General features: G+C 46.5%; 10 protein-coding genes. 2 read left to right on the forward strand and 8 right to left on the reverse strand.

Annotated elements, in window-relative coordinates:
• Window positions 1–26 precede the first annotated feature (26 nt).
• Entirely contained in the window at window positions 27–1,001 is a 975-nt protein-coding gene (locus ACJA3J_RS20750; protein WP_089650592.1) for a stage II sporulation protein M, read from the forward strand.
• Here ACJA3J_RS20750 and ACJA3J_RS20755 read toward each other — a convergent pair.
• The 5 genes from ACJA3J_RS20755 to ACJA3J_RS20775 are packed head-to-tail and all read right to left on the reverse strand — an operon-like array spanning window position 979 to window position 5,918.
• Entirely contained in the window at window positions 979–2,337 is a 1,359-nt protein-coding gene (locus ACJA3J_RS20755) for a DUF58 domain-containing protein (protein WP_406945164.1), read from the reverse strand. The two genes, ACJA3J_RS20750 and ACJA3J_RS20755, sit on opposite strands and share 23 nt — an antisense overlap.
• Window positions 2,288–3,214, reverse strand: coding sequence for a MoxR family ATPase (locus tag ACJA3J_RS20760; RefSeq protein ID WP_089650594.1), 927 nt, complete (start codon window positions 3,212–3,214; stop codon window positions 2,288–2,290). Before ACJA3J_RS20760 ends, ACJA3J_RS20755 begins: the two co-directional genes overlap by 50 nt.
• Window positions 3,211–4,338 carry a DUF4350 domain-containing protein gene (locus tag ACJA3J_RS20765; RefSeq protein ID WP_167355962.1) on the reverse strand — a complete coding sequence of 376 codons (1,128 nt, stop codon included), beginning with the start codon at window positions 4,336–4,338 and terminating at the stop codon, window positions 3,211–3,213. The genes ACJA3J_RS20760 and ACJA3J_RS20765 overlap by 4 nt, the downstream gene beginning before the upstream one ends.
• Window positions 4,335–4,973 carry a DUF4129 domain-containing protein gene (locus ACJA3J_RS20770; protein WP_089650596.1) on the reverse strand — a complete coding sequence of 213 codons (639 nt, stop codon included), beginning with the start codon at window positions 4,971–4,973 and terminating at the stop codon, window positions 4,335–4,337. Before ACJA3J_RS20770 ends, ACJA3J_RS20765 begins: the two co-directional genes overlap by 4 nt.
• Window positions 4,974–4,988: 15 nt before the next feature.
• Window positions 4,989–5,918, reverse strand: coding sequence for a hypothetical protein (locus tag ACJA3J_RS20775; RefSeq protein ID WP_089650597.1), 930 nt, complete (start codon window positions 5,916–5,918; stop codon window positions 4,989–4,991).
• A 108-nt stretch (window positions 5,919–6,026) separates the two neighbouring features.
• On the opposite strand from ACJA3J_RS20775, the gene ACJA3J_RS20780 reads away from it, so the two are divergent.
• Window positions 6,027–6,662, forward strand: a complete 636-nt coding sequence (locus ACJA3J_RS20780) for a GrpB family protein (protein WP_167355963.1) — start codon at window positions 6,027–6,029, stop codon at window positions 6,660–6,662.
• Window positions 6,663–6,687: 25 nt separating this feature from the next.
• Here the strand turns inward: ACJA3J_RS20780 and ACJA3J_RS20785 are convergent, their stop codons facing one another.
• The 3 genes from ACJA3J_RS20785 to ACJA3J_RS20795 all read right to left on the reverse strand — a co-directional run bounded on the left by ACJA3J_RS20785 (window position 6,688) and on the right by ACJA3J_RS20795 (window position 13,498).
• Entirely contained in the window at window positions 6,688–8,037 is a 1,350-nt protein-coding gene (locus ACJA3J_RS20785) for a dipeptidase (protein WP_406945165.1), read from the reverse strand.
• A gap of 1,089 nt (window positions 8,038–9,126) precedes the next feature.
• Window positions 9,127–11,163, reverse strand: coding sequence for a catalase (locus tag ACJA3J_RS20790; protein ID WP_089650598.1), 2,037 nt, complete (start codon window positions 11,161–11,163; stop codon window positions 9,127–9,129).
• A gap of 847 nt (window positions 11,164–12,010) precedes the next feature.
• Window positions 12,011–13,498: a glutamate synthase subunit beta gene (locus tag ACJA3J_RS20795; RefSeq protein ID WP_089650599.1), complete on the reverse strand. Its 1,488-nt coding sequence runs from the start codon at window positions 13,496–13,498 to the stop codon at window positions 12,011–12,013.
• Between the last annotated feature and the right edge of the window lie 9 nt (window positions 13,499–13,507).

Below are 13,507 nucleotides of genomic sequence, written 5' to 3' on the forward strand. Positions count from 1 at the left end.
AAAATTCCCGTATTGCAGGTGAAACCATGAACTATCGATCTTTCGTCCAACGCCACCGTGAAGAGTGGAAACGTTTAGAAGAGCTGATTCAGTTGCTACATAAGAACAGACGCCAGTGGGCACCGAAACATTTAGAAGAATTTCAGCGCCTGTACCAAAAAGTCACGCAGCATCTTGCTTACAGTCAAACATACTTTGCAGAAGAAGAAACGACCGGTTACTTGAACGACCTTGTGACAAAGGCGCATAACATGCTTTACCAGGAAAGCACATCCAATTGGAAACAAGTGAAGCAAATGTTCGGAAGTTCATTCATTACACTCATCGGTGAACAATGGAAGTTCGTTGTCATCAGCATGCTGTTGTTCTTTTTAGGTGGTTTGGCTGCTTTTCTTGCTGTCTATCAGGATCCGATGAGCCTTTACACGATTTTACCTGATTCTATCGCTCAAGCTGTAGATCCGAGCCGGCTTGGCAGCCAGGACGGTGGGGTTAATTCTCCTGTCATGTCAGCGGAAATTATGACCAATAATATTCAAGTTGCTTTTCTTGCTTTTGCCGGAGGCGTGACCTTCGGGTTGCTGACGGTTTATCTTCTCATCTATAACGGAATTATCGTCGGTGCCCTGGCTGCTTTGTTCATGGTTCATGGCAAAGCCTATGACTTCTGGGCCTATATCGTCCCGCATGGAATCATTGAACTGACAGCCATTTTCATCGCGGGCGGTGCGGGTCTTTTAATGGGCTATAAGCTCTGGGTCCCCGGCAAACGAACGCGCAGCTATCAATTAAAAACCTATGCCTACCGCTCCGTTCTGTTGTTGATTGGCACACTCCCGCTCTTTATCATCGCAGGTATTGTAGAAGGTTACATCACCCCTTCTACCTTATCCCTTGAAGCGAAATACGCGTTTGCATTCGTTACCGTCCTCGGGCTTTTGGCATACGTGATCATTGGAAAAATTAATGCCGGCAAAACTAAAGAAGTCCACGGTTCATAATATTGATGTAATGGGAAACGGTAGAAGTCGCTAACTCCTCTTCCGGTGCCTCGATCATCTGGAGACCTTGTCGCTCCCATTTTTTCAACTCCTGCTTTTTATCCAAGACATGCTTTTGGGCCATCGTTTTCACTAATGTGGTCTGTAGATCCTCAGGCTCTCTTCTTGTCTGGGAATCTATGACTCTGTCTTCAATTCCGATCATTAAGAACAAATGCGAGCGCCGCAACCGTTGTAAATAATGCAAAGCTGCTTCTTCGTATAGAAAAGTGCTCACATCACTGAACAATAAAAGGAGGCTCCTCCTGCTTTGTACCTTCTGCAGGTGCTGGAACACAGCCGTATAGTTGGATTCGAATCCTTCGACTTTCAAGTTATAAATTTCTTTCAGGATGGTTTGCATATGCGCCATCCCTTTTGCTGGCGGAACATACACATGAACGTGTTTTGAAAAAGCGAGAACCGCCACGTAATCGCCGCGCTTCAAGGCAGCGGTCGCCACCGTCATCGCAGCCTCGAGAGACTTCTCCAATCGATTGTTCTCCTCAAGCTCCACGCCCATCATACGTCCACAGTCGATCAATAAGGTAACAAACTTTCCGTGTTCTGGTTCATACTCGTTGGTCATCAGGTTCTGAACTTTCGCGGTTTGTCTCCAATTGATCTTCCGGATATCATCTCCCACAACATAAGAACGGATTTTACTGAACTCTCCCGTTCCCACCTGACGTCTCTTCAGTCGTGTTCCCTCGTAAAGAAGAAATCGCTGTGCGTCCTCCAGGAAGTTTCTGCTCTCCGTGAGATCCGGAATGATCCGAACGCTATCGGTTTGCTCCACCCTCATCTGTTTTTCCCACAAACCAAAGCGAGAACGATAGCGGACATGAAGGTGAGGAAGCGTGTAGTCTCCGCGTTGTTCGGCGTGAAAAAGATAGGTAATGCGGGCTTCCTCATATCCCTGGATCTCTTTTTTCAAAGGAAAGGGTTGGCTGAACGATTGCGGAAAGTGATCGATCACTTTCATCGCCAGCCTTTTGTCAGAAGCATTCCTGACCAACACAGAGGCCTCGTTTTCAATCCCCCGCTCCATTTCTTCATCCATCGCCCGTCGAATTTGAAGCTCTTTCCGTTTAGGTGAGAAAGTAAGGTCAATCAAGCTCAGTAATAAAATCGCTCCATTCGCAGCTATGATGAAAGGCCAGGAAAGACCTATCCATGATAGTAAAATCAATACGAATGATAAGGCGAGTATAAACAAGAGCAGACGTTTCGTTGGAACAATCCCTTTATCGCGGAACAGGAACTGATCCCACAAGTTCTTGAATGATTTGGCCATGGGTCACTCCCTCCAGTTCCATATGGGGCGCTAAAATCACCCGGTGTCTCAAGGAAGCCAACGCGACCTTTTTGACATCGTCAGGGGTGACGTAGTCCCGTGATTCCAGGTAGGCCCACGCTTTCGCTGCTTTCGCAATCGCAATACCTGCCCGCGTACTTGCTCCATGGCGGATCGATTCCGTTTCACGCGTCTTACGAACGATTGACATGATGTAACCATACATTTCGTCGGTCATCGTGACGCCCGCTATCTCAACACTGATCCTGTTGAACTCTTCAACCGTCAACAGTGGTTGAACCGATCCCTCTTGTTTGGATATAATCATCTGCTTAAGCACGGCCACTTCTTCTTCCATGGACGGAAAATCGATATGTAATTTGAACAAAAAGCGATCCTGCTGCGCTTCCGGTAGTGGGTACGTCCCTTCAAACTCCACCGGGTTTTGGGTCGCGACAACGAAAAAAGGATCTGGAAGTGTGTACGTTTCTCCCTGGATGGTCATTTGCTTTTCTTCCATCGCTTCAAGCAAGGCCGCTTGTGTTTTCGCCGGTGTCCGGTTGATTTCATCAGCAAGCAGGACATTCGTAAACACAGGTCCTTTCATCGTCTCAAAATCACCGGTTTTCATGTTATAGATCATGCTTCCGGTAATATCGCTCGGTAAGAGGTCCGGCGTGAACTGAATCCGCTTGAAGTCGCCTCCAAGGAGGTTCGCTAACGTTCGGACCATTTTTGTTTTCCCGGTTCCAGGAACACCTTCTAGCAACACATGTCCGCCAACAAGTACGGACGCGAGCATCAAACGGACATTCTCGGACTGCCCATAAACCCTTTGTTCATAGGCTTGTATCAACTCAGATAATTTTTCATTCATGACCCTTGCACCTCTTTCCTCATCTGATCGAACGTATGCGACCAATCTAAAAATGCCTTTTTCTCTACAACCGATACGTTTTCCAACGGCTCCACGGTTTTCGTCCATTTCTCCCAACCCTGATAATCCTGATCATTCAACCGATACGATAGCGTGTGGCGAATCTCCTCCCAGGACGCCTGGGATGATACACCAAACCGCTCCTGTAAAAGCTTTCGAATATAGGATTCCTGAACGGCTAGCGATTCTCTGTAAAACTCACCTTTTCGGTACCAGGCAGCAAGAGCCTGCAGGCGTTCATCCCCGAATCGCACAACCGCTTCTCTCGGCATAAACGACGGACCGAATCTTTTGCCCTGCATCCATAAAAAGAAAAGCATAAACAAAGCAAGTTGTAGGGTGAAGACGATCAGCCACTTCGGATAGACGTCCAATCCGGCAAAAAAACCGTCCTGTCCATGGATATATTCATCAAACCAAATCCTACTGTATTCGGCTTCTGATGCTAATATCGATGTGATCACTTCATAATGTTCTCGGTCCGTAATCATTCCATTTGTGAACCAATCCGGATTCATGCCAACAATCAGCGCACCATCCCCATAAGAACGCTCGAAGGCCAACACCCCTTGACGATCACTCAATAGGACATCATCCGAGTCCTTCGTCTGTAGACGGTGCTCCTGTTGAACCTCAACGGTATATGTACGACCATTCTCATCCTCAACCGTCGTTTCACCTGCAGGTAAAATACCATAGTCTACTTGGGTATCAAAATAACCGACAGGATTGTTTTTCATCAGCCAGATGGTATTCCCCTCTTCCATCCACTCTTCATACTGATGCATCTCAGCTCCGCTGACGGTGGAAAAAGGCTCGATCATCAAAAGCGTTTGTCGGCCACTTGCTTCCGGCAGCCGGCTCGGTTTGCTATCCCAGCGTGCAGATTCAACACCTTGTTCCTCAAGAAGCGTGTAAAAGGCCTTGATTCCTGTCTGTGAAGGGGATTCAGATAGATAAGGAGGGTACGGCTCTGGACGTCCGCTGGAGAGCCAATAGAGAATGCCTGCAAGAAGGGCAAAGGTGACAGCGATCCAAAGCCACGTTTTCTTTGTAGTGATCACGCTTCTTTCCTCCCTTCTTGATCCATCCACTGAAACGCCCGAAAGCGGAATTCATCAAACTCCTCTTTCTGGAGTGTCCGGTTTCCATAGGTGATTTGATCAAAGGTTTTAGCAAGGAAAGAGAAGTCAGCACTTAGTGCATGATTTGAGTCTTGCAGTTCGTTTTCATAGTCCCCGTTCGTTTTCCAAGTTTTCACCTCGACAAGGTCCCTCGTATCAAAATCCAACAGCATGCCAAGAAAAACATGACGGGCTGCCTCAGAAAATTGACCACCTGCCGCTCGTGCTTCCGCTTCCTGCACATGCTTCTCTGACGACCATGCCAAGTCTGAAGTCATACTGAACGTACGCTTTTCAGACAACTTCTTCTCACCCGAGAGCCGTCCCACAAGCTTGATGACAAAAAACAACAGGATGCCGATTCCGATGAAACCGAAAAAATAGATCCAGCCATTGATGGCAGAATCAGAGACTTGGAAATTAGGAAACCAAGTCTCAAGCAACTCTTTCACCCACTGAGCAATGACATCCAAAAGACGTTGACTCGCCGTCTGAGATTCCTGCTCATACGCTTGATACTCCGGACGCTCGAGAATTTCCTTCAGTTGTTCTTTTCCTTCATTTGATCGACTCACACGATTCACCTACGTTCATGATTCTTTGTAAGAAGCAATCATATCTTTCAAATCATCCGCTTCGTTCCTTGTTTTCAAGTCAAAAAACAAAACCGTATAACCGACCATCATAAACAGTGTCGTAATGATCGAGGCAAGGTCCGTCAGCACACGACCGAGAAGACTGCCACCTAAAAGAAGCGCAGAGACCCCCTCCATTACAGAAGTAAGCAAGATGGTGATGATGAAGAAGACAATGAACAATCCGAATGTGAACCAGAAGCGTCCTTTCGTCAGCTGCCAGCTTTTTGAAAAGCCTGGGGCGACCTTCTGAAATACAATCGCTCCAAAGAACATGCTCAGTTTAGTCACAAAAAAAGCGACTGCTGCGAAAAACAACAGACCGAAGATGATCGACATGATGAATCCGACTCCAAAACCATCCCTCGCAAAGCTAATGCCTCCTAAAATACCGAAAAGGAGAAACCCGATAAAGACGGCGACTCCGAATATGACTCCCATCAAGGCTGTGCTTCCGATGAGCGGCCAAAACCTAGAGAACGCCCCTTTAATCGCTTGACCTTTGGACCAAATTTCATTCTTCAGTGCTTTACTCGTCGCTACAATGACCGATGCCTGGGCAATCGGATAGATGATAATGGCAAGAACAGTAGAAACAAGTAAATACAACATTTCCATACCGATCCCAAGATTTGTCGCTACAAGCTCCTGGGTAGCCGCTGCCGTATCCAGGTTGTTCAGGACCCCTTCTGTGAATCCTCCTCCTGACGGCTCGCGGAACAAGTTGATCCCGCTCAGCACCATGAATAAGTAATCAAATATGTAGAGCGGCGCAAATATAATGAGTAACGTAAGAAATAAAGGACCGAAGTTTTTCTTTGATATACTGAATGTATGATCAAGTATTTCGCCAAACGTCTTTGGCTTTGTCTGTAGTTGTTCCATGATCATCCTCCTAACTAGTATCTTTCTACTATTCTAACATTTTAACGTTTCGTTTTGACAAAAAAAGACAGACTTATCCAAAATCTAAAAGGTAAGGGAGTGACCGTCGTGCACGAAAAAGTTGGCACGTGTGCTGAATGCGGCACAACGATCTATTGTGAAAATGGGTTCTTGAATGGGGTATTGTCGGAAAGCAAAACACTGAACTGCTTCACCTGCGATGAACAGAAACACCAAAATCGTGTACAGCTTTCTCCTTATCAATCCGAATGGCCTGAGACCTTCGCTAGAGAAAAAAGCGCCATCATACAAGAAGTCGGGGATTCGACTATTCCCATAGAGCACATTGGGAGTACTTCTGTACCAAACCTCCACGCTAAGCCAATTATTGATATTTTATTAGGGGTGGAGGACCTTGATGAGTTCACACGCTACATTCCTCCCCTTTCACAAGCAGGGTATGAATATGTTCCTAAGCCTGAATTAAGGACAAGACGCTTTTTCAAAAAAGAAACCAATACGAACGACACCATCCACCTGCACATCTGTGAATGGAAAGGCTCCGAGTGGGAGGAAAAAATCATATTCCGAAACTACTTGCGTGCGAACCCGGGATCCGCCAAAGCCTATGAATCTCTAAAAAAACAGTTAGCTGAGACCTATAGGGAAGAACGCTCGGTGTACACAGAGAAAAAAGGGCCCTTCATCCAGTCCATTCTTGATCTTGCATATAAAAAAGGCTGAGAGCTTCATTCTCAGCCTTTTCCCTTTATAACTCTTGAAGGTATTTACAAACCGTTTCTATCCCTTTAGTGAAATTCTCAAGATGAAAATGTTCATTTGGCGCATGCAGGTTTTCTGTCGGAAGTCCGAAGCCCATCAATACGACCGGTGCATCTAACACACGACCGAAAACTTCGACAATCGGAATCGAACCGCCCTCCTTGGGGAATAGCGGACGCACATCGTACACACTTTCAAACGCATCTGCCGCTTTTTGAATATAAGGATTTTTTGAATCAATCGCCACCGGGTCAGCTTTAATGTACTGATGAAGATCAACCTTCGCACCCACTGGTCGGTTATCGGTTACATGACGTTGAATCGCCTCAAAAACCTTCTTGGGATCCTGTTCACCAACTAGACGGCAGCTAATTTTCGCACTCGCTTCTTTAGGAACGATCGTTTTCAATCCTTCGCCTTGAAAGCCTCCAGTAATTCCGTTAATTTCAAGCGTTGGTCGGATGCCGACACGTTCCTGGAAAGTGAACCCTTCCTCTCCGAAAAGTTCGTCAAGCTCGAGTTCCTGTTTTGTACGTTCTTCATTGAACGGGACTTCCGCTACTTCTTTTCTTAAAGCTTCTGTGGGCTCTGGAACACCCTCGTAAAAACCGTCAACGGCAATCCGGCCATTTTCTTCATGCAGGGAATCCAACAGTTGGACGAGGGCATGAATCGAATTAGGTACGCCACCGCCATAGGTGCCGGAATGTAAATCCGAGTTGGCGGTTGAAACGGTCATCTCCATAGCTAAAGCACCGCGTAAAGATGTACAGATCGCCGGCTGTCCTTTCTCGCTAAAGGACGTATCGCTTATGACCACAGCATCACAAGCAAGCTTTTCCTCATTTTCCTGAATGAATGGGCCAAGGTTCGGGCTTGCGATTTCCTCTTCTCCCTCAATGACAAACTTCACATTGACCGGAAGCTCCCCCATTTCCTTCATAAGAAGGTCGACGGCTTTGATATGGATATACAGTTGACCTTTATCATCCGTAGCTCCCCGGGCGAAAATTTTTCCGTCTCTGATGACCGGTTCAAATGGCGGTGTTTCCCATAAGTCGAGCGGATCTTCCGGCTGTACGTCATAGTGGCCGTACACAAGAACCGTCGGCTTTCCTGCTGCATGAAGCCAATCCGCATAAACAATTGGATGCCCCTCTGTAGGGATGACCTCCACATTCTCCATGCCGGCTTTTTTTAAGGCACTCGCTGTCCAATCCGCCGCCTCTTTGACGTCTTCTTTATGTTTAGACAAGGAAGAAATACTCGGTATGCTTAAATACTGTTTTAATTCTTCAATAAACTGATCTTTATGTAACGCAACTGCTTCCTTCACCTCATTGTCCTCCTTCTACTCATTTTCTCTCATTATACCGAAATTTTCTTAATCGCTGAAACACAGACACCTCTTCCCTTCAACAAAAGCTCCCTTTTCTGGAAGACTCAGTTTCGAGACTTTTGTGTGAGTTTAGGGGCTGCGGGAAAAGGTTCGCTTTCCATGGGGCGGGCGGTGAGCCTCCTCAGGCTACGCCTTCCGGGGTCTCACCTGTCCCACACGTCCCATAGGAGTCTCACCGTTTCCCTCCGCCCCTTTGCCATATAAGTGTCTCGAAACCACTTCCAGAATAAGCTGCTTTTGTGCACAGATTTAATGGAGGGTACGAACTTGCAGACACTCTATTCTGGGTGCGGAAAGCTTGTTATGTAGCGCTTTATGCATATAACACAAGGATAGTGGAAGACCCCCACACAGTAGCGGGGTTCGTTTCTCACCTTCATGGAATGGGGTGGTTGGGAAGCTGCGAGACTCCCGCGGGAATGGATTGACTGGCGAGACCCCACAGTGCGAAGCACGAGGAGGCTTGCCGTCATCCCCGCAGGAAAGCGAGTAGCTTCCCAACCACCCCTGACGCTCCACACGACAAACGAACCCCGAAAAGTCTCGAAATCGAGTCTTCCACAATCCTGCCATATTCTTTAACTAATTATTGTATTCACAGCCATGCTAATAAAACTTTGAGCATAAAAATGACCAGTATTTGAATACCGGTCATCTTCTTCATTCTTATTAAATTAATTATTATAGCATGGAAATAATGAAGCTAATCACTACAATTAAACCAATGATCATTAAGATTGTACGAATCATGGAATCACCTCTTCGTCTTTTTGTATTTATTCACCCTTTTCCTTATCATCACGTGATTTAAACAAACTATACGAAAAATCGTCCCTTTTTCCCTTTCAAGACGATGCTCAACTTGTTGAATCAATGGCTTTTGGTCTATGGCTTACTTATTATTTTATAAATGTTTTTCGTTGGATATGGATAGTTGAGGCAGAACAAACCTCTATGACTAGCGTTTATGAGAGTAAAATAAAAACCCCACCGGCCCCGGGTGAAAGAAGGGCGGCAGGGTTGTTGTTAAATTAATTGACGATCCCAGTGGCGGTGGGCAGCCACTGCCTGTACGAAATCTTCTGTGAAACCTTTGACATCATCACCAGCTACGACACCGCTGTGATCGGCGAGCTTGTTATCGCTCAACCACTGAACAGCATTGTGGGTAGCACCCAGCGGTTTATAGTGAGAGAATGCTTCATTAAGGAAATGAGAGGCATGTTTCTTGAACGCCTCTTCCTCATCGCTCCCTCCGACCGCGTACAGCGCATCATACAGAACAGAATCAGTCGTAAGGAAGGTGTGGTCGACTTTAAATTCTGAACCGTCATCTCCTTTAACCATTCCCTGCTTGTCACTAATGATTTCTGTCATGATTCCTTCTGAAGAAAGCTCCTTCAGTGCTTGAGTGACGTCTTTTCCGTTGAATCCGCTGGCTAAAATGACTCCAACTTTACGAGTGGATGGCTTGTGAACAGTATTCGCCTGGCTGAGTGCAGGAGAAGATTTCTTCACATCTGATCCGCCGCTCTCTGGAGGAGTGACACCAATATTTTTAGCAAAACCTTGTGCAAGCTCAAGGCTTACGTTAGCGAACATTTTCACTGCTTCCTCACGCACTGCTTCACTTTCCACTTTTCCAAGTTCAAAGCTGAACGCATTGATTAGATGTTCTTTTTCATGATCACTCATGCTGTTCCAAAACAGGGTAGCCTGAGAGAAGTGATCTTTAAAGCTATCACTGCGGGCACGGATTTTGTAACCTTCCACTTTTTCCTGGTAGTGGGCATAACCACCCTCTTCTTCACTTGCCGGTGTCGGTGTGTTGTTCGCAAGTGAGTTTTTGTGATAACTGACCTGCCCTTTATTGATCGTTTGGCGACCATAGCCATCACGCTGATTATTAAAGAACGGACAGACAGGACGGTTGATCGGAAGTTCATGGAAATTCGGTCCACCTAAACGGATCAACTGTGTATCTGTATAGGAGAACAAACGCCCCTGCAACAATGGATCATTCGTAAAGTCAATACCTGGTACGACGTTTCCTGGGTGGTAGGCCACCTGTTCGTTTTCAGCAAACACGTTATCCACATTACGATTCAACGTCATTTTACCGACGATTTGAACAGGAACGTCTTCTTCCGGCCACAGCTTCGTAGGATCAAGAACATCGAAATCGAACTTGAACTCATCTTCTTCAGGAATGACCTGGATACCCAGCTCATACTCAGGATAATCACCGTTTTCAATGGAGTTATATAGATCTCCTCGGTGGAAATCAGGGTCTTTACCATTGATTTTTTGCGCTTCATCCCACACAAGAGAGTGTGTGCCAAGGACAGGCTTCCAGTGAAACTTAACAAAGTGTGCCTTACCTTCATTGTTGACTAAACGGAACGTGTGAACTCCGAAGCCTTCCATCATACGCAGACTTCTAGGAATAGCACGGTCAGACATCGTCCACATCACCATGTGAGCAGATTCCTGGTTTTGTCCTACGAAGTCCCAGAACGTATCATGGGCGGAAGCAGCTTGTGGCATAGCATTATGTGGTTCAGGTTTGACTGCATGGACAAGGTCAGGGAATTTAATAGCATCCTGGATAAAGAAGACGGGTATGTTATTTCCGACTAAGTCATAGTTTCCTTCTTCTGTGTAGAATTTCGTTGCGAATCCTCTAGCGTCACGCACCGTTTCTGCGGAACCTTTGGAACCAGCAACCGTTGAAAACCTTACGAATGTCGGCGTAGTTTTTGATGTATCATTTAGAAAATCAGCTTTTGTGTATTTCTCAAGCGATTCGTATAATTGAAATTCCCCATGTGCGGAAAAACCTCTCGCGTGAACAATACGCTCAGGGATTCGCTCATGGTCGAAATGAGTCATTTTTTCACGAAAATGAAAGTCCTCTAATAGGGAAGGACCACGCACGCCTGCTTTTAATGAAAATTCGTCTTCTGATACTTTGACTCCATGGTTCGTCGTCAAATGTTTGCCGGAGTCATCCACCCGAAACTGATCCAACTGCTCATCTTTTCTTGATCTTTTCTTACTCATTGAGCTCCTCCTTAAGAAACCACTCCTTAGAATGGTAAGTAATAAATAAACATTACAATCTACGTACCCGCCGATTCGACAGAATAAACACACAATTATTTTTCTAAAAAAGTAGTTTGTCGGAAGGTGTTCGTAAACAACGAAGAAACTCTAATTCTTAGAAGTAATTCCTTATAGTGATTATTTCGTAAAAGCTCCCTTTTCTGGAAGACTCAGTTTCGAGACTTATGTGTGAGTTTAGGGGCTGCGGGAAAAGGTTCGCTTTCCATGGGGCGGGCGGTGAGCCTCCTCAGGCTACGCCTTCCGGGGTCTCACCTGTCCCACACGTCCCATAGGAGTCTCACCGTTTCCCTCCGCCCCTTTGCCATATAAGTGTCTCGAAACCACTTCCAGAATAAGCTGCTTTTATGCACAGATTTAATGGAGGGTACGAACTTGCAGACACTCTATTCTGGGTGCGGAAAGCTTGTTATGTAGCGCTTTATGCATATAACACAAGGATAGTGGAAGACCCCCCCACACAGTAGCGGGGTTCGTTTCTCACCTTCATGGAATGGGGTGGTTGGGAAGCTGCGAGACTCCCGCGGGAATGGATTGACTGGCGAGACCCCGCAGAGCTTTAGCTCGAGGAGGCTTGCCGTCATCCCCGCAGGAAAGCGAGTAGCTTCCCAACCACCCCTGACGCTCAACTTTGTAACGAACCCCGGTTATCTCGAAACTGAGTCTTACACAATCCTGCCATATTGTTTAATATCCCTTTTAGTAAACCAATCATATGTTTAAGGTGCTAAACAAAAAAGCCACCTCTGTTTCAGAGATGGCTAAAAGGGTTAGTCATAAGTCATATTTATGGCAGCTGAGATGCGCCCATCATGTATCGATCGCATTCGCGTGCGACTTCACGGCCTTCATTGATAGCCCAAACAATCAAGCTCTGCCCGCGGCGCATATCACCGGCAGCGAATACGCCTTCGACATTCGTCGTGTACTTCCCGTACTGGGCGGCAACGTTTGAACGTACGGTCGTTTCAATGCCGAGTTTATCGATTAGATCTTGTTCCGGTCCGCTGAAACCGATCGCAAGCAAGACAAGGTCTGCTTCCCATACTTTTTCTGTGCCTGGGATTTCAGTACGGACTTTGTTGCCATTTTCATCGTAAGAAAGAGCGACGTCAATCGTGTGCACTTCTTTAATACGGTTGTTCTCATCCCCAACGAACCTCTTCGTCATAACTGCATAAGCACGTGGGTCTTTGTCGAATTTCGCTTCTGCTTCTTTTTGGCCATACTCCACGCGGTGGATGACCGGATACTGTGGCCAAGGGTTGACTTCATTGTCACGTGTAGAACCTTTTTTATCATAAATATCAAACTGAGTCAGGCTCTTACAGCCATGACGCATGGATGTCGCCATACAGTCGGTTCCTGTGTCCCCGCCACCGATGACGATGACATTTTTGTCTTTCGCACTGATGTAGTTTCCGTCTTCATGATCGGAATCGAGAAGACTCTTTGTGTTGGAGTGTAGGAAGTCCATCGCATAGTGGATGCCCTTCAAGTTGCGTCCATCTACTTCCAGGTTCCTTGGCGTCGTCGCTCCGCCACAAAGAATGACTGTGTCATACTCTTCATTCAGACGAGAGACAGGATAGTCACGACCAACTTCTGTGTTCGTCATGAACTGGATGCCTTCTTCTTTTAAAATGTTCACGCGACGCTCGACCACGGAATAAGGCAGCTTCATTTCAGGAATTCCATAAGTGAGCAACCCACCGACACGGTCGTTACGCTCATAAACCGTAACCCAGTGGCCAGCTTTGTTCAGCTGTGCAGCGGCTGCCAGACCAGCAGGCCCGGAACCGACGACCGCTACTTTTTTACCTGTGCGATAAGCAGGAGGTTCTGGTGTGACCCAGCCTTCCTCAAATCCTTTTTCAATGATAGATCTCTCTACACTGCGAATGGCTACTGGTGGTTCGTTGATTCCAAGAACACAAGCCCCTTCACACGGAGCAGGACATGCGAACCCTGTGAACTCCGGGAAGTTGTTCATTTCGTGTTCTTTGGCAAGGGCTTCCTTCCATTTTCCCTGATACACCAGATCGTTCCATTCGGGTATCAAGTGATAAACAGGACAACCACTTGTGATGCCGTTGATCTCCATTCCAGAATGACAAGTAGGTACGCCGCAGTCCATGCAGCGTGCCCCTTGCTTTTGTGCTTCTTCATCTGAAAGGGGAAGCTTGTAATCTTCCCAATCTTTTATTCTTGTTTCAGGATCACGCTCAGGTGTGGATTGGCGTGTGTATTCCATGAATCCAGTAGACTTTCCCATCAGATCTCC

Origin of the sequence: Halobacillus sp. SY10 (genome assembly GCF_045401165.1) — a bacterium.
GTDB lineage: Bacteria > Bacillota > Bacilli > Bacillales > Halobacillaceae > Halobacillus > Halobacillus aidingensis.

Excerpts from the sequence above, each read along its gene's own strand:
- ACJA3J_RS20775 (WP_089650597.1), bottom strand. The coding sequence starts at position 5,918 with ATGGAACAACTACAGACAAAGCCAAAGACGTTTGGCGAAATACTTGAT.
- ACJA3J_RS20755 (WP_406945164.1), bottom strand. The coding sequence starts at position 2,337 with ATGGCCAAATCATTCAAGAACTTGTGGGATCAGTTCCTGTTCCGCGAT.
- ACJA3J_RS20760 (WP_089650594.1), bottom strand. The coding sequence starts at position 3,214 with ATGAATGAAAAATTATCTGAGTTGATACAAGCCTATGAACAAAGGGTT.
- ACJA3J_RS20795 (WP_089650599.1), bottom strand. The coding sequence starts at position 13,498 with ATGGGAAAGTCTACTGGATTCATGGAATACACACGCCAATCCACACCT.
- ACJA3J_RS20750 (WP_089650592.1), top strand. The coding sequence starts at position 27 with ATGAACTATCGATCTTTCGTCCAACGCCACCGTGAAGAGTGGAAACGT.
- ACJA3J_RS20790 (WP_089650598.1), bottom strand. The coding sequence starts at position 11,163 with ATGAGTAAGAAAAGATCAAGAAAAGATGAGCAGTTGGATCAGTTTCGG.